Origin of the sequence: Citrobacter sp. Cpo091, from assembly GCF_030332645.1 — a bacterium.
Taxonomy (GTDB): domain Bacteria; phylum Pseudomonadota; class Gammaproteobacteria; order Enterobacterales; family Enterobacteriaceae; genus Citrobacter; species Citrobacter portucalensis.
On sequence record NZ_JAOWHL010000040.1, the window covers coordinates 373,658 to 396,183 of the forward strand.

Consider the following 22,526-nt stretch of genomic DNA (forward strand, 5'->3'; position numbering starts at 1 on the left):
TGTATCATGCAGAGGTTCATACATGGAGGAAACCTGCAATGTCACAACCTGACGCCATTATTCGTATAAAAAACCTTCGTCTGCGCACCTTTATCGGCATCAAAGAAGAGGAGATCCTTAATCGCCAGGATATCGTCATCAATATTGCCATTCACTATCCGGCAGACAAAGCCCGTACCAGCGAAGATATCAACGACGCGCTGAATTACCGCACTATAACCAAAAGCATCATTGCCCACGTGGAGGGTAACCGCTTCTCATTGTTAGAAAAATTAACTCAAGATGTGCTCGATATCGCACGCGAACATCACTGGGTCACTTATGCTGAAGTCGAGATAGATAAACTTCACGCATTGCGTTACGCCGACTCAGTATCAATGACGCTGAGCTGGCAGCGCTAAAACGTAACCCGGGAGGCGACATGCAGATTCTGATTACCGGCGGTACTGGCCTGATTGGACGTCATCTGATCCCCTGCCTGCTGGAACTGGGGCATCAGATAATCGTAGTGACACGTACCCCTGATAAGGCTCGTCAGATTCTCGACTCTCGGGTCACGTTATGGAAAGGACTGGAAGAGCGGCAACATCTCAATAATATTGATGCCGTGATTAACCTTGCCGGAGAGCCTATTGCAGATAAGCGCTGGAGCGCACAGCAAAAGGAACGCTTGTGCCAGAGCCGTTGGGGCATTACGCAGAAACTGGTCGATTTAATCAATGCGAGCGAGACGCCGCCCTCAGTGTTAATCTCCGGTTCCGCTACCGGTTACTACGGCGATTTAGGCGAAGTTGTAGTCACTGAAGAAGAGCCACCGCATAACGAATTTACCCACAAGCTGTGCGCCCGCTGGGAGCAAATTGCCAGCACTGCGCAAAGCGACAAAACCCGCGTGTGTATGCTGCGTACCGGCGTGGTACTGGCCTCAGCAGGCGGCATTCTGGCAAAAATGGTCCCGCCGTTTCGTCTTGGCTTAGGCGGCCCGATCGGTAACGGACGCCAGTATATGGCCTGGATCCATGTTGATGATATGGTCAACGGAATTATCTGGCTGCTGAATAACGATCTACGTGGTCCCTTCAATATGGTTTCGCCATACCCGGTGCACAATGAGCAGTTTGCCCACGCGCTGGGTCACGCTCTGAACCGCCCTGCAATTCTGCGCGTTCCCGCCACCGCTATGCGACTGCTGATGGGGGAATCGTCAGTACTGGTCCTTGGTGGACAACGCGCATTGCCCAAACGCCTGGAAGCTTCCGGTTTTACGTTTCGCTGGTACGATTTAGAAGAAGCGCTGGCGGATGTCATCCGATAACCCCTAAGCACTATTCACAGTCGCCGTTGTGGTGGTAAGGTTATAGACCAGATTTCCGCAATGGCGACGTTATGGCGATAATATCGACTCCCCGACTTACCCTCTCTTTGTTTCAATTTTCTGACTGGTCATTTTTCCAGAAACTCCGTGAATGTCCTGAAGTCATGCGCTATATGGGCAACATCGCCCCGGCGAAAGATACGCGGCTGTTATTCGCCAGACGTCTGGCCGCACAGCACACTTTCGTCATCCGCGAACATAACAGCCCGACGCCACTTGGCGATATTGGTCTGCAAATCAGCCATCTTTACCCGCAGGAAGCCGACCTCGGCTACGCCATCATGCCACAGGCTCAGGGGAAAGGTATTGCCAGCGAAGCCGTGCGCGCGGTGTGCCAGTATGCCTTCGGGCATGCAGGTGTGACGGCGATAAACGCATACGCGCTGGCGGATAACAAGGGTTCAATCCGTATTCTGGAAAAGACAGGCTTTGTACGTACGCAGGTACTGGAAAAGGCGTATGAGATTGACGGCATCGCCTACGACGACTGGGTGTTTCGGCTGGAGCGCGACGCGCTAAAATTGTAAGCCCGGAAAGCGTAGCGCCTCCGGGCTGTTGACTTACTTCAGCGATCCTTTAAGGAACTGTTGCAAACGCGGGCTTTGCGGATTACCAAATACCTGCTCCGGGTCACCCTCTTCCTCAATTTTCCCCTGATGCAGGAAAATCACGTGCGTGGAAACATGACGGGCAAACCCCATTTCGTGGGTCACCACCACCATGGTTTTCCCCTCTTCAGCCAGCTGTTGCATAATGCGCAGCACTTCACCCACCAGCTCAGGATCAAGCGCCGACGTAGGTTCATCAAACAGCAACACTTCCGGTTCCATCGCCAGCGCACGGGCAATGGAAACACGCTGCTGCTGACCACCGGACAGGTGCACCGGATATTTGCCCTGTGCGCGCTCATCAATGCCCACTTTAGCCAGATACTTCACCGCACGGTCGCGAGCTTCCTGCTTGCTCAGCCCCAACACCTGAATCGGCGCTTCCATGACGTTTTCCAGCACTGTCATGTGACTCCACAGATTAAAGTGCTGAAAGACCATCGTCAGACGCGTACGCAGCAGGCGTAGCTGATTTTTGTCCGCAACCTTCAACTGGCCGTCTTTGTCGCGCACCAGACCAATGTTCTGACCGCTGACGACAATCGACCCGGCACTCGGTTTCTCGAGAAAGTTAATGCAGCGCAGGAAGGTACTTTTACCGGAACCTGACGAACCAATAATGCTGATAACATCACCCGCGTTGGCCTGCAGCGATACCCCTTTCAGCACTTCATGTTCGCCGTAGTGCTTATGTAAATCGATAACGTTTAATTTATTTTCAGACATCGTGTTACTCGAATCATTTAGAGGATACATGCTGCAACCAGCGTTTTTCCGCTTTACGGAACAGACTGATCAGGACATACGAAATAATCAAATACAGCACAGCGGCAATACCGAAGGCGGTAAACGGCTGATACGTTGCCGAGTTGATATCGCGAGCGATTTTCAACAAATCTGGCACCGTGGCCGTAAATGCCAGCGCCGTGGAGTGCAGCATTAAAATGACTTCATTACTGTATGCCGGCAGCGCAATACGCAGCGCGGAAGGTAAAATAATGCATCGATACAGTTTGAATGACGAGAAACCGTATGCGCGCGCAGCCTCAATCTCACCGTGAGGCACGGAACGAATAGCCCCGGCGAAAATCTCCGTGGTATAGGCGCAGGTATTCAGCGTCAGCGCCAGCACGGTGCAATTCAGCCCGCTGCGGAAAAACGCGTTGAGGAAGTCCGTGCCTTTAACTATTTCCAGCGTATACATCCCGGAATAAAACACCAGTAACTGAACGTACAGCGGCGTCCCACGAAAAATATAGGTGAACAGCCAGATGGGAAACTGGATAAATTTATTACTGGAAACGCGACCAATCGCCAAAAAGAGTGCCAGTATTCCGCCCATCACTACTGACGAAATCAAAAGCCACAGGGTGATAGCGACGCCAGTGTAGCGATATCCGTCGGTCCACAGCAGGGACTTCCAGTATTCCTGAATAATCTCGATCACAGGTCAGCCCTCTTCACACCCACGGAATAGCGGCGCTCAAGGTACAGCAGCACACCATTAGAAACAGTGGTAAACACCAGATAGATGACCCCGCACACGACGGCAAAATAGAACGGCTCCCAGGTACTCTTCCCGGCAAGCTGAGTCGCTTTCACCACGTCTTCAAGCCCAAGCAACGATACCAGCGCCGTAGCCTTAAGAATAACCTGCCAGTTATTGCCGATTCCCGGTAAGGCATAACGCATCATCGCCGGGAACATAATGCGACGAAATATTTGTGAGCTGGTAAAGCCAAACGCCGTCGCGGCTTCAATATGGCCTTTTGGTACAGCCATAAACGCACCGCGAAAAGTTTCGGTAAAATAGGCGCCGTAGATGAATCCAAGGGTGATAATGCCCGCAACCATCGGATCAATATCAATCTGGCCGATACCGATGGCATCGGTAATGGTATTCAGCGCGATTTGTAATCCGTAGAAGATGAGCAGCATTAAGACCAGATCGGGCACGCCGCGGATTAGCGTTGTGTACCCTTCGAAAATAAGCCCCATTGCCCGGCTTTGCGACAGCTTTGCTGCTGCGCCGACAAGACCTATCAGAACCGCCAGTACCACCGAGCTGAGTGCCAGCTCCAGCGTAACAATTGCGCCCTGTAAAATAACACCTGAAAAGCCATACAACATGCTGCCTGTCCTGTCGTGTGTGGTGGAGTAGTAAGCCTCTTTTGATTTCAGACTAACCGTTAAATGCCGGATGGCGGCCTTGCCTTATCCGGCCTACAAAATCACCGTAGGCCGGATAAGCGCAGCGCCATCGGGCATAAATTCAACGCGTCAAAAATCTACGGGCTTTATCAGCACCTGCGGTAATTAACCGCCGTAAACATCAAAATCGAAGTACTTTTTCGCCAGCTTCTCGTAAGTACCGTCAGCTCGCATTTCGGCAAAGGCTTTATTCAGCGCTTCGCGCAGCTCGTTATCGTCTTTGCGCAGTCCCATACCGGTACCCACGCCGAACAACTTCTCGTCTTTCACAGACGGGCCGCCGAATTTGTAATCTTTACCGACTGGCTGTTTCAGGAAGCCTTCGCTGGCCGCGACTTCATCCTGGAACGCGGCGTCAATACGCCCGGCAGTCAGGTCAGAATAGATATTGTCCTGCCCCTGATAAGAGACAATCTCAATACCTTTTGGCGCCCAGTGTTCGTTGCCGAACGTTTCCTGGGTAGTGCCCTGCAGCACACCAACACGTTTGCCTTTCAGCGACTCAATGGTCGGCTGAATAGCAGAATCTTTAGCGACAACCAGACGCGAATCGGCTGCATAAAGCTTGTCGGTAAATGCGATTTCCTGCTGACGTTTTTCAGTAATGGAAAGCGAGGACATGATGGCATCGATTTTCTTCGCTTTTAGCGAAGGGATCAGCGCGTCCAGCGGGTTTTCCACGAAGGTACATTGCGTATTGATACGTTTGCACAGTTCTTTAGCCAGATCGATATCAAAACCGACTAATTCACCCTGCGCATTCTTCGATTCGAACGGCGCATAAGTAGGATCGGTACCGATACGAATTTTTTGCGGAATGGCTGCAAATGCTGCGGTAGCACTGGAGAAAGCCAGAACCAGAGAAAGAGACAACACCAGTTTTTTCATAACTATCCTCAACAGACTGTCTTTTATAGGGGATCTTTACAGGACCAGGTGCAGTTATCGTGCCATTAATCAGGCCGACAAGGCAAAGCATTCTACCCTGTCGGCGGTATTTATTTGCATGAAAAGCGCTTAAGTATGCACTCATGCTTATTAAGTCAGCGATAAAAGCACCAAAACAGTGCACTGAATTTATTATGCACCGAAATGGTTACCCGCAATGGTGCAGTCAATTCCCCACGCCGCTGTATTAATCGCCGTAGACATTAAAATTAAAATATTTGCTCGCCATTTTGTCGTAGGTGCCGTCTTTACGCAGTTCGCCCAGCGCTTTGTCGAAAGCGGCTTTCAGCTCTGCATCATCTTTGCGCAAGCCAATCCCGGTTCCGTCACCAAAGTATTTTTTATCTTTCACCGACGGACCGGCAAAAGCGTAATCCTTACCAGCAGGCTGCTTCAGGAAGCCTTCGCTGGCCGCGACTTCATCTTGCAATGCCGCGTCCAGACGGCCTGCCGTCAGGTCAGAATAGATGAGGTCCTGGTTCGCATAGGCCACCACGTCCACGCCTTTGCTGCGCCAGTTGTCATTGGCATAGGCTTCCTGAGTAGAGCCTTGCAGGACGCCAACGTGTTTACCCTTGAGGGAATCCAGAGTCGGCTGAATTGGGGAGCCTTTCGCGGCGATCAGACGTGAGTCTGCAGCGTAAAGTTTGTCTGAGAACGCAATCTCTTGCTGACGCTTTTCGGTGATAGAAAGCGAGGAGATGATGGCATCAATTTTTTTCGCTTTCAGCGATGGGATCAGCGCATCAAAGTCACTGGCAACCCAAGTGCATTTGATCTGCATGCGCTTACACATCTCATTTCCCAGATCGATATCGAAGCCGACAAAGTCGCCTTTGGCATCTTTAGAGGAAAAAGGAGCGTACGTTGTATCTGTACCAATACGAACCGTCTGCGGAAGTGCTGCGTAGCTGGCCGCGGTGGCGGAGAGTCCTACCAGCAAAGACAAAGCAAGAACCGTCTTCTTCATACATAACCCTCAAGTGGCGTAATTTTATTATGTTTTACGTTGTGTTGTGTGTTTGCAGACTTTTTCATGCAGGTCTTATGCCATTTTCGCGTCGATGAGGATATTCGACGTTAAATATGTTAATAAAACGTTGCAATAATGTCCTGATTTTGAAGATAGCAGGTCTGGCGGTTGAACCGCAGCGTTTCGTTGAGTTTTAACGAATTAAATGTTGAGGATATGATCGCGGTTACAAAATTGCCCTGAAACAGGGCAACGGATGATTCTTTGCACGCTGATGGAACGGCTTACGCCCCTTGCCAGCGGGTGAACAGGTCCTGTGGAAGGGTAATATCAAACTGGTCAAGCACGCGATTAACCGTTTGATTAATCACATCATCGAGCGTTTGCGGACGATGATAAAACGCCGGGACAGGTGGCATAATTACCGCCCCAATTTCTGCCGCCTGCGTCATCAATCGCAAATGCCCCAGATGCAGCGGCGTTTCGCGTACACACAGCACCAACGGACGGCGTTCTTTCAACACCACATCCGCCGCACGGGTAAGCAGCCCATCGGTGTAACTGTGGACGATGCCAGAAAGCGTTTTGATTGAACAAGGCAGAATAACCATTCCGGCGGTCTGAAAAGAGCCGGAGGAGATACTGGCGGCGATATCACGGCTATCATGATTCACATTTGCCAGCGCCTGCACGTCGCGCACAGAGAGGTCCGTTTCCAGCGCCAGCGTCTGTCGGGCAGCGGCACTCATCACCAGGTGGGTTTCCACATCAGTGACGTCACGCAATACCTGCAACAGGCGCACGCCGTAAATTGCCCCGCTTGCACCAGAAATACCAATGATGAGTCGTTTCATGTGTAATCGCCCTTACTTGCTCAGGGCCGACTTTGCAGGAAATTACTGTGAGTTGCAAGCAAGGACGCAGGTTGCGCCCTTGCTTGCGAGCAAACATTAACCTTCGTTGTGCATCTCAAGGTTTTCCGCTTCGTTCTGACGCAATACCGCTTTGGCATCGTCATTACGCAGGGAGTCGAGGAAATCGAGATATTGCTGGTCGACGTCTTTAGTAACGTACACGCCGTTAAACACTGAACATTCAAACTGCTGAATATCCGGGTTCTCAGCACGGACAGCTTCAATCAGATCGTTCAGATCCTGGAAGATCAGACCATCTGCGCCGATTATCTGGCGAATCTCGTCCACTTCACGACCATGCGCAATCAACTCCGTCGCCGTAGGCATATCGATGCCATAAACGTTCGGGAAGCGAATTTCCGGGGCGGCAGAGGCCAGATACACCTTCTTCGCTCCGGCTTCACGCGCCATCTCGATAATCTGTTCTGAGGTGGTGCCACGCACGATGGAGTCATCCACCAACAGCACGTTTTTATCACGGAATTCCGCACGGTTAGCGTTCAGCTTACGGCGCACAGATTTACGACGCAACTGCTGGCCCGGCATGATAAAGGTACGGCCCACATAGCGGTTTTTCACAAACCCCTGGCGGTACGGCTTACCGAGAATACGAGCAATTTCCAGCGCGATATCACAGGAGGTTTCCGGGATTGGGATTACTACGTCGATGTCCAGATCTTCCCACTCACGGGCAATTTTTTCGCCAAGCTTAGTCCCCATATTCACACGGGCGCTGTAGACGGAAATCTTGTCGATAAAGGAGTCAGGACGTGCGAAGTAAACGTATTCAAACAGACATGGATTGCTCACCGGGTTATCGGCACACTGACGGGTAAACAGCTGGCCTTTTTCGGTGATGTACACCGCTTCGCCAGGTGCTACGTCGCGCAGGAATTCAAAGCCCAACGTATCCAGCGCTACGCTCTCAGACGCCACCATGTACTCGGTACGGCCATCGCCAATATCGCGTTTGCCCATCACCAGCGGACGGATACCGTTAGGGTCGCGGAAGGCAACCATACCGTGACCGATAATCATCGCCACGCAGGCATAGGCGCCGCGAATCTGGCGGTTGGTTGCCGCAATGGCCGCAAAAATATTGTCGGCTTCCAGCGGGTAATGGCGGAAGTTATCCAGCTCGCTGGCGAAAATATTCAGCAGAATTTCAGAATCTGAAGTGGTATTGATGTGGCGGCGCTTTTCTTCAAACAGCTTTTTACGCAACTCATGCGCATTGGTCAGATTGCCATTGTGGGCAAGCGTAATGCCATACGGTGAGTTGACGTAAAAAGGTTGAGCTTCGGAGGCGCTGGAGCTGCCAGCCGTTGGGTAACGCACATGACCGATGCCCATATTGCCCTGCAAACGCTGCATATGGCGCGCTTCAAAAATATCGCTCACCATTCCGTTTGCTTTACGCAAGCGGAAGCAGTTGTTGGCATCAATGGTGATGATGCCTGCAGCATCCTGACCACGATGCTGGAGCACCGTTAACGCGTCATAAATCGACTGGTTTACCGGCATAACACCGGCGATACCGACAATACCGCACATACGTCTTTTCCTCGTTCAGCAACGACCCAAAGTTTATACTTTGGGCAAGAAACTTGACGAGCTTTGCAGATAGTCAAAGAACCATCTGATGATGAAACTGAACTGCGGGATCAGCTGTGACTTACCCCAGTCTTCACTTTTCGACAGACCGGTAAAGGTATCGAGAAAGAACAGTATGGCGGCGACGATCAACGCTCCACGCAAAGCACCGAAGCAAATCCCCAACACTCTGTCGGTACCCGACAGTCCTGTTTTCTCTACCAGTTGGCCTATCACAAAGTTAACGATAGCGCCGACGATAAGTGTCGCGATGAACAGTATCGCGATAGCAATCCCATTTCGAACCAGTTCGTCTTCAAAGCCCGTAAACCAGACAGACAGGTAAGTGTAGTAATGGCTGGCGACAAAGAAAGCACAACCCCAAGTCACCAACGATAATGCTTCACGAACAAAGCCACGGATCAGGCTAACCAGACAGGAAAAACCAATCACCGCGATAATGGCGTAATCAATCCAGACCATATGTGTCCCACGATTTTACGCCCTGTCGTCCTGTTCGGGGCGCATTCTAACAGAAAAAGAAAACGTTTGCGTAGGGATTTCCTTTCCACGCGTAAATAAAAATGGCGCTGAAAAAATCTTCAACGCCATACGATTTTATGCCTCTTCGGACACTGCCGGATGGCGGTGTAAACACCTTGTCCGGCCTACATCAGAGCAACGTAACGCAATCCCTTAGTTAGGGGTATACCCCATCACCACCCCGCTCAAACCAGAGATCTTCTGCAGCTCGCCCAGCGAGTTCTTCAGCTTATCTTTGGAGGCGTCAGGTCCTACGAGAATGCGGGTTATTTTACCCTGCACCGGCGTTGACGGGGAAGTATATACCCGGAAGCCCGCGCCACGAAGTTTACCCACGATCTCATTGACCTTATCCGCGTTTTTCAATGCACCGAGCTGTACAACATACGCTTTGCCGGTTGGGGCTGGCGCTTCCTCAGCGGCCGGTTTCGGCGCTGGAGTCGGTGCCGGCGTTGGCGTCGGGGCGACAGCAACAGGCTGCGGCTTCGGTTTAGGTTTCGGTGGTTCCACAGGCGCAGGGACAGGATCTAACTCCGCGCTGTTTGCCGTCGTCAAACGTGATGGATCCAACGATGGCGCGGCAGCATCACCCGCACGCACCTCTTCTGCCGCCCCTTCCGGCGGCTGAGTCGGCAGTGCCTGCGTTGCTGCAGGCATCATGTCTGGTTCATCGCGATCGCCGGGTTTAGGCACCAGTGGGATCGCTGCAAATTCATCCTGATAATGCTTTTTCTGGCCGTCAAGCAGCCCGGGAAGCACAATCACCCCGAGCGCGACCAGCACAATTGTGCCGACTAATCGATTCTGAAACTTACTCGCCACCGCTTCTCCCCACGTCTATTACTTCCATGACATGTGCGACAGTGTGAAACGATCCACACACCAACACGGTATCTTCTGGCTTCGCCTCAGCAAGTGCCGCAGCCCATGCCTGCGCCACGCTGTCATAAGCGTTGCCTTTGCCCAGGTGCTCCAGCAGCTGTTCTGCCGTTGCACCACGCGGCCCTTCCAGGGGCGCACAGTACCAGTCGTCAACCACACTTTTCAGCCAGGCCAACGTACCTGCAATATCTTTATCATGTAGCATACCGATAACCGCAAGTACACGCCCGCTTTTCACTAACTTTTTCAGACGTCCGGTCAGATACTCCGCCGCATGCGGGTTATGGGCAACATCAAAAATCACCCGCGGTGACTCGCTCACAATCTGGAAGCGTCCCGGTAAAATCGCTTGTTCGATACCGTCACGAATGGCCTGCTCGCTGACGTTAAGGCCGCTTGCGCGCAGTGCGGCCAGTGCGGTTGCAGCGTTAGGTTGTGGCACCTGCGGCAACGGCAGGTGCGCCAGCGTTCCATGAGCATCAGTAAACGACCAGTCGTTCTCTGTGACCGCATAGCGCCAGTCCACACCGCAACGTTGCAAAATCGCCCCGCACTCCTGAGCGACATCTGCGATGGTGTAAGGCATTTCCGGTTCGCCGACGATGGCCGGTTTCTCTGCGCGGAAAATCCCCGCCTTCTCACGACCAATACTTTCGCGATCCGGGCCCAGCCAGTCAGTATGGTCAAGCGCAATACTGGTGACTACTGCGACATCGGCATCGACGATATTGGTGGCGTCAAGGCGGCCGCCTAACCCCACTTCCAGAATAACAACATCCAGTTGGGCCTGTTTAAACAGCCAGAGTGCCGATAACGTACCGTATTCAAAGTAAGTCAGGGAAATGTCACCACGTGCGTCTTCAATCTCAGCAAACGAGGCGGTATGAGCTGATTCCGGCAGTTCACGCCCCTGCACGCGTACGCGTTCCGTGTAGCGCACCAGATGAGGCGAACTGTACACCCCAACTTTATAGCCTGCCGCAGTCAGCACAGATTCCAGCGTACGACAGGTTGTGCCTTTCCCATTGGTTCCTGCCACCGTAAAAACAAATGGCGCAGGTTTCAACACCCCCAGTTTACGCGCCACCTGGCTGACGCGTTCAAGGCCCAGATCGATGGTTTTACTGTGCAGGTTTTCAAGATAAGAAAGCCACGACGCCAGGGGCGACGCGGCTTGAGGGATACGTTTATTGTCCATGATGCCTGTAGATTCTTTACGTTGAGAAAAGCAAAAGGGCAGCGCCAACCGGCCTGCCCTTTTTTACACGTCGTTTTCCACGTTGCAGATGTGTTGGCTGTACTCGCTCTCCCGAATCACTTAACGGTGTAAGTTCATCGGGATTAACACTCTTGTCGCCTGCCTGCAACCCGAAACCCATAGCGTAAACTATCAGGCCTCTGGTTCCTGATCGGGAACCGGAGGTACCACTTCGCCTTCACGCGGCTCATCCGGATTCGGCGCAGGAAGATTCATCAGCTTCGCCAGGATGCTTGCCAGTTTCAGGCGCATTTCCGGACGGCGAACGATCATATCGATAGCGCCTTTTTCAATCAGGAACTCGCTGCGCTGGAATCCCGGCGGCAGTTTCTCACGTACGGTTTGCTCGATAACACGCGGACCAGCGAAGCCGATCAGTGCTTTCGGTTCTGCAATGTTGAGATCGCCCAGCATCGCGAAGCTTGCGGAAACACCACCCATTGTTGGGTCGGTCAGTACAGAAATATACGGTAAACCGCGTTCCTGCATTTTCGCCAGCGCAGCAGAGGTTTTCGCCATCTGCATCAAAGACATCAGCGCTTCCTGCATACGCGCCCCGCCAGAAGCGGAGAAGCAGATCAGCGGACAGTTGTCTTCCAGCGCCTGCTCAACGGCACGGACAAAACGCGCGCCGACCACAGAGCCCATGGAGCCGCCCATAAACGCGAACTCGAATGCCGCAGCAACGACCGGCATACCGTGAAGTGTGCCTTTCATCACCACCAGCGCATCTTTCTCGCCGGTTTCTTTCTGCGCAGAAGCCAGTCTGTCTTTGTATTTTTTGGAGTCACGAAACTTCAGCACGTCTTTCGGCTCAAGCTCGCTACCCAGTTCCACAAGAGAACCTTCATCTAACAGGCTATGCAGGCGATTGCGCGCCGACATGCGCATATGATGGTCACACTTCGGACAGACCTCAAGATTACGTTCCAGCTCAGCACGGTATAAAACCTGACCGCAGCTATCACACTTGGTCCACACCCCTTCAGGAATGCTTGCCTTGCGGGTGGGAGTAATGTTGCTTTTAATTCGTTCAATCCAGCTCATTGGTGACCTTTCTGCCTGAACCCTAGTCAGCTTTGTTATAAGGGGCGCATAATGCCATTTTTGCCCCTAACAGACCATGAATGTTGCACATTAAAACATAACAGCCCGAAACTTTGGATAAAAAAGTGGTCGAACCGCTGAGTTACTTTCTATTTTGCAGCCCGTGACGCAGCACGCTTATGGCGAATTACTTCAATCACCCCCGGCAATACGGAAAGGACGATAATCGCCACAATCAATAATTTCAGGTTTTCCTGGACGATCGGCAGATCGCCGAACAGGTAGCCTGCGTAGGTGAACAACAATACCCACAGCAATGCACCTACGACGTTATACATCGCAAAGTGACGGTAGGACATATGTCCCATACCGGCAACAAACGGCGCAAATGTACGCACGATAGGCACGAAACGCGCCAGGATAATCGTCTTACCGCCATGACGCTCGTAGAACGCATGGGTTTTATCCAGGTAGCTGCGGCGGAAAATTTTGGAGTTCGGGTTACTGAAAAGTTTTTCCCCGAACAATCGGCCAATCGTGTAGTTCACCGCATCGCCCACAATCGCCGCCACAATCATCAGTGCCACCATCAGATGAACATTAAGATCGTTGGTTGGCAGCGCAGAAAGCGCACCCGCAACAAACAGCAGCGAGTCCCCTGGCAGGAATGGTGTCACCACCAGCCCGGTTTCACAAAACAGGATCAGAAACAGAATGGCGTATACCCAGATACCGTATTCCGCAACCAGCTCCGCCAGGTGCACATCAATGTGCAGGATAAAATCGATAAGAAAGTAAATCAGGTCCATAGTTTTGCCTTTATACGACTCAAATTAGTCCGCCAGAAATAGCGGGCCCATTGGCGGTTTTGGCAGGTCGAACCGGTCCGGGTAATCTACCGCAACCAGATACAGTCCTTCCGCTTTCGCCGTTGCCGCTGCCAGCGTTCTGTCCTTTGCTGCTAACAGTTCTGCTATCCAGCTCTCCGGCTGGTTGTTGGCGCCAACTTCCATCAGGCTGCCGACAATATTCCTGACCATATGATGTACAAAGGCATTCGCTTTAATATCCACCACCACATATGCACCGAAACGTTCGACGTTAATGTGCATCACGTTTCGCCACGGCGTGCGCGACTGACACTGCACCGCTCGAAACGAGGTAAAATCATTTTCGCCAATCAGACACTGGGCCGCACGATGCATACGCTCAGCGTCCAGCGGTTCATAGTAATGGGTTACCCCTTTACCCAAAACCGCAGGGCGCAACCGATGATTGTAGATGATGTAGCGATAACGGCGAGCCGTGGCGCTAAATCGGGCATGAAAATCATCGGGTACAGCTTTAACCCAGCGCACGGCGATGTCACCAGGTAAATTCGCATTTACCCCCAGTGTCCAGGCCGCATCTTTACGCTGGGCAGTGGTTTCAAAATGCACGACCTGCCCAGTGCCATGAACGCCCGCATCCGTGCGTCCTGCACAAAAAACATTGATGCGTTCATTCGCCACCTGAGAGAGCGCTTTTTCCAGTTTTTCCTGAACGCTACGCACTTCGTTCTGGCGCTGCCAGCCATAATATTTGCTGCCGTCATACTCAATGCCCAGCGCAATTTTATGGGTTGACGGCTGTTGCTGGTCAGACATTAGTACAGGTACTCCTGCACCAGTTTTTCCGCAATTTTCACCGCCATTAACGCGCCGCCAAAGCGTACGTTGTCCGCCACAGACCAGAACTGAACCTGCTCTGGCATACCGTAATCATTATGCACGCAGCCAATAGAAAGGTGCGGCGTGCCCGATGCATCGCCAACCTGGGTCGGGAAGTCGGTCTCTTCCGACAACACCACGTCTTCACCGCGTGAAAACGCATCGCGCGCTTCTTCCGCCGCCAACGGGCGCAGGGCCTCAAAATTTACCATCTGCGCGTGGCCATAAAATACCGGGGACTGCACGATGCTGGCAGAGATGAGCAGACCGTCATCCTGCATAATTTTACGCACTTCATCAACGATACGACGTTCTTCACGCACGCTACCTTCACGATCGGGCAGCAGCGGCAGCATGTTGAATGCCAACTGACGGCCAAAGAAATCATCTTCGTCAATCGGGATACCGTTAAGCAGTTTCGCACTCTGTCCGGCCAGCGCATCCACCGCTTTTTTGCCATGAGCGGAAGCTGAGATAATATTGGTCACCGTAATACGCGAAAGCCCACCGTCATCAATCAACGGTTTCAGCGCAGACAGCAGTTGGCTGGTCAGACTGTTAGGCACTGCAATCACATTGCGGTTACGGTAATCCGCCAGCACGAACGGGTTAACGTCCGGAACCACCAGCGGAACGTCTGGCTCAAGCGCGAACAGACCGCTGCTGTCGATCACCAGGCAACCCGCATTAGTGGCTTCTTCTACCCATGCGGCGGTGGCTTCAGCGCCCGCAACAAAAAATGCCAACTGTGCCTGCGTCCAGTCAAAGTCTGCAACGTCCTGTACTATGACCGATTTACCGTTAAAACGCAGATGTTCACCGGCGCTTTCATTACGCGCCAGCGCATAAATTTCACCGACCGGGAACTGGCGTTCAGCCAGCGTATCGAGCAGGGCTTCGCCTACGGCGCCCGTTGCGCCCAGAATGGCAATATTCCAGCCTTCAGACATGGTGATTTACTCCAAGAAATACGTAAGCGTCCCTGTCGCATTATTCGACAGGGAGCATTAAGAAGACATTAATGTGCCGGATGATGAACAGCGTTAAAACCCAGCTTACACAATAAGGCAGCGGCCGTTGCGTCGTCACACATCACATATAAAGACGACCATTCACGACGCTCAAGGTAATTTTTACGCAGTTTATCAAACTCACCCGGAATTCCAGCGACTTTGCGCAGCGGCGCATCATCGCGGCGCACATCATACACTAAATGCACCAGCCTTTTCAGCGTTGGCTGATCTAACGGGCCATGCAGGGTGATACGACCAAATTCCGGCGCGGGTAACAGGGTACTGAGCGCAACGTGCTGCTCGTGACCAATAAACTTACTATAGGCCTCAAAGACCTGCGTGGTGCCACGCGCTTTTCCTTCGAGGGTATACCCGGCAATGTGCGCCGTGCCGATATCGGCTTTCTCCAGCAACGCCACATTGAGATCCGGCTCTCCTTCCCAGACATCCAGCACAACGCTCAGCGACTGACCGGCATTCAATCGGTTCAGCAATGCCGTATTGTCGATGACCGCCCCACGGCAGGCGTTGATCAGAATGGTGCCCGGCTTCAACCGGCTAATTAGCGCGTCATCCGCCATGTGCAGCGTTTTGTACGGCCCGTCTTTAAACAGTGGGGTATGGAAAGTCAGCACATCGGCTTGCTCAACCAGTTCATCCAGCGAGCAGAAATTGCCTTCGTCACCGCGATCGGCTCGCGGTGGATCGCACAACAGCGTGCGGATCCCCAGCGCTTCCAGACGCGCCTGCAAACGCCCGCCCACATTGCCCACACCCACAATGCCTACGGTGCGATCGCGTAACGCAAACCCGTCGCGCTCCGCCAGCATCAGCAACGCTGAAAAAACATATTCTACGACCGCTATTGCGTTACAACCGGGCGCGGCGGAAAAACCGATCCCCGCCTGCGCAAGCCAGGCGTCATCTACATGGTCTGTGCCAGCGGTTGCCGTACCGACAAATTTAACCGGTTTTCCGCCAAGCAGTGATTCATTTACTTTCGTCACCGAGCGCACCATTAAAGCATCCGCATCATCCAGTTCAGCAACGGGAATCGGACGACCGGGAACCGCTTTGACCTCCCCCAAACGACTGAACAGTTCGCGGGCATAGGGCATATTTTCATCAACGAGGATTTTCACGTCTTTCGCACCTGTTTGAGAACGAGAGTTAACCGGGCAAGTGTGCCATAATCTCGCCGCCAGGCATACTGCGAGACCTGGTCAGCACAGATTTAAGGAACAGAGATGATGCAGCCCATTTCAGGTACGCCCGCACGCCCTCCCGGCGAAGGCCAAAATGCCCCTTCCGCTGCGGGTGAACAACCGCTATCCACGCAACAACGTACTGTGCTGGAACGGCTAATTACCCGTTTGATTTCACTCACCCAGCAGCAAAGCGCTGAGGTGTGGGCCGGAATGAAGCACGATCTGGGCGTCAAAAGTGATACGCCGCTGCAATCACGTCACTTTCCTGCCGCTGAGCAAAACCTTAACCAACGACTGGGGGTTGCTCAGCAAAATCATGTTAATCGTCAGGTGCTTTCGCAGCTCACTGAATTACTGAGCCAGGGAAATAATCGCCAGGCGGTGAGTGATTTTATCCGTCAGCAGTATGGGCAAACGGCGCTCAGCCAGCTCACGCCTGAGCAGTTGAAGAACGTGCTCACGCTGCTGCAACAAGGACAGCTGTCGATACCGCAGCCGCAGCAGCGCCCGGCTACCGATCGCCCTTTGCTCCCCGCAGAGCACAATACGCTGAACCAGTTAGTTACCAAACTGGCGGCGGCCACGGGAGAATCCGGGAAGATGATCTGGCAGTCGATGCTGGAGTTGTCTGGCGTAAAAAGCGGTGAGCTGATCCCTGCCAAACAGTTTACGCACCTGGTCACCTGGCTGCAGGCGCGCCAGACGCTCAGCCTGCAAAGCGCACCGACGCTACAAACGCTCCAGGCGGCGCTGAAGCTGCCATTAGAGCCGAATGAGCTGACAGCGATAAAAGAATACGCACAGCAAACGTATCAGATCCAACCACAATCGATTCTGACCACGGTGCAGGTGCAGGACTTGCTCAATCAAATTTTCCTGCGTCGCGTGGAACGAGAACGTGAGCTCAGCGAGCCGCGTCATCTGCAGCCCATTTACAGCCCGTTCGCGCCGATGATTGAAACGGTTAAATCTCTGTCGGCACGACCGGGACTGCTGTTTGTTGCGTTGATAATTGCGTTAGCCATTTTCTGGCTGGTCGCTTAACCTTTACGCAGCGTAAGCAACGTTACAATAATCCCCACCACGGCGGATATCGCCCCGGCAAGGAACACTGAGGGATAACCGTACGCGGTGGCCAGCACCCCGGCGACCGGACCGCTTATACCGTAGGAGATATCCTGAAACGCGGCGTAACCGCCCAGCGCCGTACCGCGAACCTGCGCGGGCACTCGCTTCACCACTTCGACGCCCAATGCCGGGAAGATAAGCGAACACCCGGCCCCGGTTAATGCCGCCCCGAGCAGCGCAATCCAGGCCGATGGGGCCTGCCACAGCAAAATCAGCCCCGCTGTTTCCACCAGCAAAGAGACAACGGCAACCTTCACGCCGCCGAAACGGTCCGGCATCCAGCCAAACAGAATGCGCATCAGCACAAACGCCCCACCAAACGCAGTCAGGGTGAACCCCGCCATCGTCCAGCCGTTGCTGACAAAATAGAGTGAAATAAATGTACCGATCACCGCAAAGCCAACGCCCTGCAGCGCCAGGCCCAGGCCCGGTTTCCATATAAGCCCGACTACGCTCCATAAAGAAGGACGTTCTCCTGCATGCGCAGGCACTTTGCGCACGGTGCCGTTGAATGCCCATGCCAGCAACGGTAATACCATCGTCGTTCCCGCCAGCGCCGCGAAGCCAAAGTGGCTGTGGATCAACAGGCCCAACGGTGCACCGGCGGCCAGCGCGCCGTAAATTGCCATTCCGTTCCACGACATCACCTTACCGGAGCGTGTTGGACCGACCAGCCCCAACCCCCAGGTCAGCGTACCGGTGAGCAGTTGGCTTTCGCCAAAACCGAGGATCAAACGCCCGACGATTAACAACGCAAATTTTACAGGGACAGAAACAGGTAATAGCGCGGCTAAAAGCCACGCCGCGCCCGCCAGCCCACAGGCAAACATCCCCTGTAGCGCCGAGCGTTTAGCACCATATTGATCGGCTAAGCGCCCGGCGTAGCCGCGCGTTAATACCGTTGCCAGAAACTGTACGCCTACGGCGATACCGACCATGGTATTGCCATAGCCCAGTTCCTGATGCACAAACAGAGGAATCACGGGCAAAGGGAGACCGACCGTCATATAGGTCAGGAAAACTGCAAAAGCGATACGAAACAGCGAAAAGTTCGCCGAAGGTGTTTTTTCTTGTTGGGTTACAGCTGTCATGCGTTACTCCAAAATGCAGAGTAAGGCGAGGAATGTCCACGCCCCCTCTACCTGACTATCAGGATTAAGGTGCGTTGGATAACGTTAAACGCTTACGCATTATCAAGAGGATAATGTTGAAGCTGGAGTCTGCCTGTAAACCCGATCGATTGTCAACGATATAAAAAAGGGAGCCTGACGGCTCCCTTTACTGTACAGCATGAGCCGGATATAAGATCCGGCACACTGTCTTATGCTTTCAGCTTACGCATAACCAGCGTAGCGTTAGTGCCGCCAAAGCCGAAGCTGTTGGACATCACAGTAGTCAGCGCCTGCTCGGTCGGTTTAGTCACGATGTTCAGACCTGCCGCCTGCTCATCCAACTCTTCAATGTTGATGCTCGGCGCGATAAAGCCGTGTTCCAGCATCAGCAGAGAGTAGATAGCTTCCTGTACGCCAGCTGCGCCCAGGGAGTGGCCGGTCATGGCTTTAGTCGCAGAGATTGCCGGGCTGTTGTCGCCAAACACTTCACGAATTGCCCCCAGCTCTTTCACGTCGCCTACCGGGGTAGAGGTACCGTGAGAGTTCAGGTAGTCGATCGGGGTGTCTACACCGTGCATCGCCATTTGCATGCAACGTACTGCGCCTTCACCAGACGGAGCAACCATGTCTGCGCCATCGGACGTTGCGCCATAACCGACGATTTCCGCGTAGATATGCGCGCCACGTGCCAGCGCGTGTTCCAGCTCTTCAACCACGACCATACCGCCGCCGCCTGCAATAACGAAACCGTCACGGTTTGCGTCATAGGTACGGGAAGCTTTTTCCGGCGCATCGTTGTATTTGGTAGACAGCGCGCCCATGGCGTCGAATTCACACGCCATTTCCCAGCACAGCTCTTCGCCGCCGCCAGCAAAAACGATGTCCTGTTTGCCCAGCTGAATTTGTTCTACCGCGTTACCGATACAGTGCGCAGATGTCGCACAGGCAGAGCTGATAGAGTAGTTTACGCCGTGGATTTTGAACGGCGTTGCGAGGCAGGCAGAAACGCCGGACGCCATCGCTTTGGTGACCACATACGGGCCAACCGCTTTCAGACCACGCGGGCTACGCATTGCGTCAGCACCGAACACCTGAAAACGCGGGGAACCGCCGCCGGAACCTGCAATCAGGCCAACGCGCGGGTTGTTCTGGTAATCTTCTGCTGCAAGGCCGGCATCAGCCACTGCCTGTTCCATAGAAAGGAATGCATAGATGGATGCGTCGCTCATAAAGCGCACTACTTTGCGGTCAATGAGGCCAGTGGTATCCAGTTTTACGTTGCCCCAAACGTGGCTACGCATGCCGGAGTCCTTCAGCTCCTGAGAGAAAGTGATCCCTGAACGTCCTTCACGCAGAGATGCCAGGACTTCCTGCTGGTTATTACCGATGCTGGAAACGATGCCCAAGCCAGTAATCACTGCACGTTTCATTCAATACCTCTGTAAGTCGCACTATTTTAAAGTTTCGAGTGGCACAATAGCGTACACTTGTACGCCGAACAAGTCCGATCAGCCATTTAATGTGGAAATTTGCGCAGCCAGGCACTCATCGCTAAGATCGGGGCACAGCCTGCCAGACGAGTAACTTACGTGAAACAATACGCTATACAACCTGCAAACCTTGAATTCAACGCTGAGGGTACACCTGTTTCCCGAGATTTTGACGATGTCTATTTTTCTAACGATAACGGGCTGGAAGAGACACGTTACGTCTTTCTCGGCGGGAATCATCTCGCCCAGCGATTCCCTGCGCATTCACGTCCCCTCTTCGTGGTGGCAGAAAGCGGGTTTGGCACCGGACTTAACTTCCTGACGCTCTGGCAGGCATTTACCGATTTTCGCGATACCCATCCTGAAGCTACCCTGGAAAGATTACATTTCATCAGTTTTGAAAAATATCCGCTAACACGTGAAGATCTCACCTTAGCCCATCAGCACTGGCCAGAACTTGCCCCGTGGGCCACGGCGCTGCAAGAGCAATGGCCGCTGCCGTTGGCGGGATGCCATCGCCTGCTCCTTGATGAAGGACGCGTCACGCTGGATCTGTGGTTTGGCGATATTAACGAACTGACCAGTAAGCTCGATGACTCCCTGAATCAAAAAGTGGACGCCTGGTTTCTGGACGGTTTCGCACCGGCAAAAAATCCGGATATGTGGACGCCAACGCTGTTTAACGCAATGGCCCGTCTGGCTCGTCCGGGCGGTACGCTGGCGACCTTCACCTCAGCGGGCTTTGTGCGTCGGGGGTTGCAGGAAGCCGGGTTTACGATGCAAAAATGCAAAGGCTTTGGTCGCAAACGTGAAATGCTCTGTGGCGTAATGGAACAGACGCTGACGCTCCCTTCATCGGCTCCCTGGTTTACACGTTCCGGAACAGATAAACGCGAAGCCGCCATTATTGGCGGGGGGATTGCCAGCGCATTGCTGTCGTTGGCGTTACTGCGTCGCGGTTGGCAGGTCACACTCTATTGCGCCGACGATAATCCAGCCGGGGGTGCCTCCGGCAATCGCCAGGGCGCGCTTTATCCGCTACTCAGCAAGCATGACGCGGCCATTAATCTCTTTTTCCCCACCGCGTTTACCTTCGCTCGTCGACTGTATGACGCCCTTCCGGTTGCGTTCGCGCATGACTGGTGCGGCGTGACACAACTGGCCTGGGATGAAAAAAGTCAGCAAAAAATCGACCAAATGCTGTCCCTTGAACTGCCCGATGCCCTCGCCGTCGGGGTTGATGCAGAGCAGGTTTTACAGACAACAGGCGTAGAAACCGGATGCGGCGGGATTCAGTACCCTGCCGGAGGATGGCTGTGTCCGGCACAATTAACCGCCGCCGTATTCGACTACGCCGCAACGCTGGGATTACGCACCCGGTATCAACATACGCTGGCCTCGCTGTCTCGGCAGACAGAACACTGGCAATTGACGTTTGCCAGTGGCGAAACCGCCACTCACGCTGCGGTGGTTCTGGCTAACGGGCATCGCATTAACGGCGTTGAGCAGACGCAGTCGCTACCGGTCTACTCCGTAGGCGGTCAGGTGAGTCACATTCCTACCACGCCTTCGCTTTCAGCGCTGCGTCAGGTGCTGTGCTATGACGGCTACCTCACGCCGCACAACCCGCAAAACCAGCAGCACTGCATTGGCGCCAGCTATCATCGCGGAAGTGAAGAAACGGTGTATCGCGCGGACGATCAGCAGCAAAACCGTCAGCGCTTAATAGATTGTTTCCCGAATGCCTCGTGGGCAAAAGAAGTAGACGTTAGTGGCAATGCCGCCCGTTGTGGAGTGCGCTGTGCCACGCGCGATCACATGCCAATGGTCGGCAACGTCGCGGATTATGACGCCACGCTCAGCCAGTATGCCACTCTTGCCGAAGACAAAGAGCACGCCGTAAACGCCCCGGTGTATTCCGATTTATTTATGTTAGGTGCACTGGGCTCGCGCGGGCTGTGTACTGCCCCGCTGTGTGCAGAAATTCTGGCATCGCAAATGAGCGATGAACCTATACCCATGGATGCCAGCACGCTGGCAGCGCTGAATCCGAATCGTCTGTGGGTGAGGAAGTTATTGAAGGGTAAAGCGGTGAAATAAGATACCATCTCGCCATTGCCTGATGGCGCTACGCTTATCAGGCCTACAACCCCCGTCCGCGTAGGCCGGATAAGACGCCTTCGCGTCGCCATCCGGCACAATCCACTGCTATTATTATTGCGTTGCCTTCTGGAACAGTGTGTCCCACATCTCTTTCACTAACGCCTGGTCACGCGGCGAGAGTTCGCCTGCGCTGATGGCTTTTTCCAGGCTGCTGGTCACATTGGCGTACAATGCCTCAGCGGAATGGTCCTCGCCAGCATCCAGCTCAGCCACAGCCAGCGTCAGGTGCCCACGCAAATAGCCACTGGCAAACAACTCATCATCGCTGGCGTGCTCTACCATATCGTCGATTAATGCCAGAATGCGTGATTCAAACTCCGCGATCATCTTATTTCCTCATTGTAAACGTGG

General features: G+C 53.5%; 23 protein-coding genes. 5 read left to right on the top strand and 18 right to left on the bottom strand.

Translation table 11 applies throughout. The annotated features are described in order from the left end of the window. Positions 1 to 38 precede the first annotated feature (38 nt). From folX to OGY04_RS20675, 3 genes are all read left to right on the top strand, one after another. Positions 39 to 401 carry a dihydroneopterin triphosphate 2'-epimerase gene (gene folX, locus OGY04_RS20665; protein WP_003028107.1) on the top strand — a complete coding sequence of 121 codons (363 nt, stop codon included), beginning with the start codon at positions 39 to 41 and terminating at the stop codon, positions 399 to 401. Between the two features lie 20 nt (positions 402 to 421). Continuing rightward, a complete protein-coding gene (locus tag OGY04_RS20670; RefSeq protein ID WP_003834782.1) occupies positions 422 to 1,315 on the top strand; it encodes a TIGR01777 family oxidoreductase in 894 nt (297 codons plus the stop codon). A gap of 71 nt (positions 1,316 to 1,386) precedes the next feature. Next, the gene (locus OGY04_RS20675; RefSeq protein ID WP_286585973.1) at positions 1,387 to 1,902 is read left to right on the top strand and encodes a GNAT family N-acetyltransferase; all 516 of its coding nucleotides are present in this window, start codon (positions 1,387 to 1,389) and stop codon (positions 1,900 to 1,902) included. 33 nt (positions 1,903 to 1,935) lie between these two features. Here the strand turns inward: OGY04_RS20675 and hisP are convergent, their stop codons facing one another. The 15 genes from hisP to pdxB form a co-directional block, all read right to left on the bottom strand. Further along, entirely contained in the window at positions 1,936 to 2,709 is a 774-nt protein-coding gene (gene hisP / locus OGY04_RS20680) for a histidine ABC transporter ATP-binding protein HisP (protein WP_003028114.1), read from the bottom strand. Between the two features lie 13 nt (positions 2,710 to 2,722). Then, positions 2,723 to 3,430, bottom strand: a complete 708-nt coding sequence (gene hisM / locus OGY04_RS20685) for a histidine ABC transporter permease HisM (RefSeq protein ID WP_003028116.1) — start codon at positions 3,428 to 3,430, stop codon at positions 2,723 to 2,725. Beyond that, on the bottom strand, positions 3,427 to 4,113 hold the full coding sequence (locus OGY04_RS20690) for a histidine ABC transporter permease HisQ (RefSeq protein ID WP_003028118.1): 687 nt from the start codon (positions 4,111 to 4,113) through the stop codon (positions 3,427 to 3,429). The genes hisM and OGY04_RS20690 overlap by 4 nt, the downstream gene beginning before the upstream one ends. A 186-nt stretch (positions 4,114 to 4,299) precedes the next feature. Beyond that, a complete protein-coding gene (hisJ, locus tag OGY04_RS20695) occupies positions 4,300 to 5,082 on the bottom strand; it encodes a histidine ABC transporter substrate-binding protein HisJ (RefSeq protein ID WP_003028120.1) in 783 nt (260 codons plus the stop codon). 247 nt (positions 5,083 to 5,329) lie between these two features. Then, the gene (gene argT, locus OGY04_RS20700) at positions 5,330 to 6,112 is read right to left on the bottom strand and encodes a lysine/arginine/ornithine ABC transporter substrate-binding protein ArgT (RefSeq protein ID WP_006683634.1); all 783 of its coding nucleotides are present in this window, start codon (positions 6,110 to 6,112) and stop codon (positions 5,330 to 5,332) included. Between the two features lie 287 nt (positions 6,113 to 6,399). Beyond that, on the bottom strand, positions 6,400 to 6,969 hold the full coding sequence (locus tag OGY04_RS20705; RefSeq protein WP_060683492.1) for a UbiX family flavin prenyltransferase: 570 nt from the start codon (positions 6,967 to 6,969) through the stop codon (positions 6,400 to 6,402). A 96-nt stretch (positions 6,970 to 7,065) separates the two neighbouring features. Then, complete coding sequence (gene purF, locus OGY04_RS20710) at positions 7,066 to 8,583, bottom strand: amidophosphoribosyltransferase (protein ID WP_003028127.1); 1,518 nt, start codon at positions 8,581 to 8,583, stop codon at positions 7,066 to 7,068. 33 nt (positions 8,584 to 8,616) lie between these two features. Beyond that, positions 8,617 to 9,105, bottom strand: coding sequence for a colicin V production protein (gene cvpA, locus OGY04_RS20715; protein ID WP_003028129.1), 489 nt, complete (start codon positions 9,103 to 9,105; stop codon positions 8,617 to 8,619). Positions 9,106 to 9,318: 213 nt separating this feature from the next. Then, positions 9,319 to 9,987, bottom strand: coding sequence for a cell division protein DedD (dedD, locus tag OGY04_RS20720; RefSeq protein ID WP_003834793.1), 669 nt, complete (start codon positions 9,985 to 9,987; stop codon positions 9,319 to 9,321). After that, positions 9,977 to 11,245 carry a bifunctional tetrahydrofolate synthase/dihydrofolate synthase gene (gene folC, locus OGY04_RS20725; RefSeq protein ID WP_071445209.1) on the bottom strand — a complete coding sequence of 423 codons (1,269 nt, stop codon included), beginning with the start codon at positions 11,243 to 11,245 and terminating at the stop codon, positions 9,977 to 9,979. The genes dedD and folC overlap by 11 nt, the downstream gene beginning before the upstream one ends. A 192-nt stretch (positions 11,246 to 11,437) precedes the next feature. Continuing rightward, the gene (accD, locus tag OGY04_RS20730; protein WP_003834797.1) at positions 11,438 to 12,352 is read right to left on the bottom strand and encodes an acetyl-CoA carboxylase, carboxyltransferase subunit beta; all 915 of its coding nucleotides are present in this window, start codon (positions 12,350 to 12,352) and stop codon (positions 11,438 to 11,440) included. A gap of 149 nt (positions 12,353 to 12,501) precedes the next feature. Further along, complete coding sequence (locus tag OGY04_RS20735) at positions 12,502 to 13,161, bottom strand: DedA family protein (RefSeq protein ID WP_003028140.1); 660 nt, start codon at positions 13,159 to 13,161, stop codon at positions 12,502 to 12,504. 24 nt (positions 13,162 to 13,185) lie between these two features. Continuing rightward, positions 13,186 to 13,998: a tRNA pseudouridine(38-40) synthase TruA gene (gene truA / locus OGY04_RS20740; protein WP_003028142.1), complete on the bottom strand. Its 813-nt coding sequence runs from the start codon at positions 13,996 to 13,998 to the stop codon at positions 13,186 to 13,188. Then, positions 13,998 to 15,011, bottom strand: coding sequence for an aspartate-semialdehyde dehydrogenase (locus OGY04_RS20745; protein ID WP_008785360.1), 1,014 nt, complete (start codon positions 15,009 to 15,011; stop codon positions 13,998 to 14,000). Before OGY04_RS20745 ends, truA begins: the two co-directional genes overlap by 1 nt. 68 nt (positions 15,012 to 15,079) lie before the next feature. Beyond that, the gene (pdxB, locus tag OGY04_RS20750) at positions 15,080 to 16,216 is read right to left on the bottom strand and encodes a 4-phosphoerythronate dehydrogenase PdxB (RefSeq protein ID WP_032944094.1); all 1,137 of its coding nucleotides are present in this window, start codon (positions 16,214 to 16,216) and stop codon (positions 15,080 to 15,082) included. A 108-nt stretch (positions 16,217 to 16,324) separates the two neighbouring features. Here pdxB and flk point away from each other — a divergent pair, with 108 nt between their 5' ends. After that, positions 16,325 to 17,326, top strand: coding sequence for a flagella biosynthesis regulator Flk (flk, locus tag OGY04_RS20755; RefSeq protein WP_008785362.1), 1,002 nt, complete (start codon positions 16,325 to 16,327; stop codon positions 17,324 to 17,326). Here the strand turns inward: flk and OGY04_RS20760 are convergent. Further along, positions 17,323 to 18,501 carry an MFS transporter gene (locus tag OGY04_RS20760; RefSeq protein ID WP_003834805.1) on the bottom strand — a complete coding sequence of 393 codons (1,179 nt, stop codon included), beginning with the start codon at positions 18,499 to 18,501 and terminating at the stop codon, positions 17,323 to 17,325. The genes flk and OGY04_RS20760 overlap by 4 nt on opposite strands. Before the next feature lie 230 nt (positions 18,502 to 18,731). After that, positions 18,732 to 19,952 carry a beta-ketoacyl-ACP synthase I gene (gene fabB / locus OGY04_RS20765; protein ID WP_048215847.1) on the bottom strand — a complete coding sequence of 407 codons (1,221 nt, stop codon included), beginning with the start codon at positions 19,950 to 19,952 and terminating at the stop codon, positions 18,732 to 18,734. Between the two features lie 159 nt (positions 19,953 to 20,111). On the opposite strand from fabB, the gene mnmC reads away from it, so the two are divergent. Further along, complete coding sequence (gene mnmC, locus OGY04_RS20770; protein ID WP_286585974.1) at positions 20,112 to 22,112, top strand: bifunctional tRNA (5-methylaminomethyl-2-thiouridine)(34)-methyltransferase MnmC2/FAD-dependent 5-carboxymethylaminomethyl-2-thiouridine(34) oxidoreductase MnmC1; 2,001 nt, start codon at positions 20,112 to 20,114, stop codon at positions 22,110 to 22,112. 114 nt (positions 22,113 to 22,226) lie between these two features. On the opposite strand, the gene OGY04_RS20775 is transcribed toward mnmC, so the two are convergent. Next, a complete protein-coding gene (locus tag OGY04_RS20775) occupies positions 22,227 to 22,502 on the bottom strand; it encodes a YfcL family protein (protein WP_003028163.1) in 276 nt (91 codons plus the stop codon). Between the last annotated feature and the right edge of the window lie 24 nt (positions 22,503 to 22,526).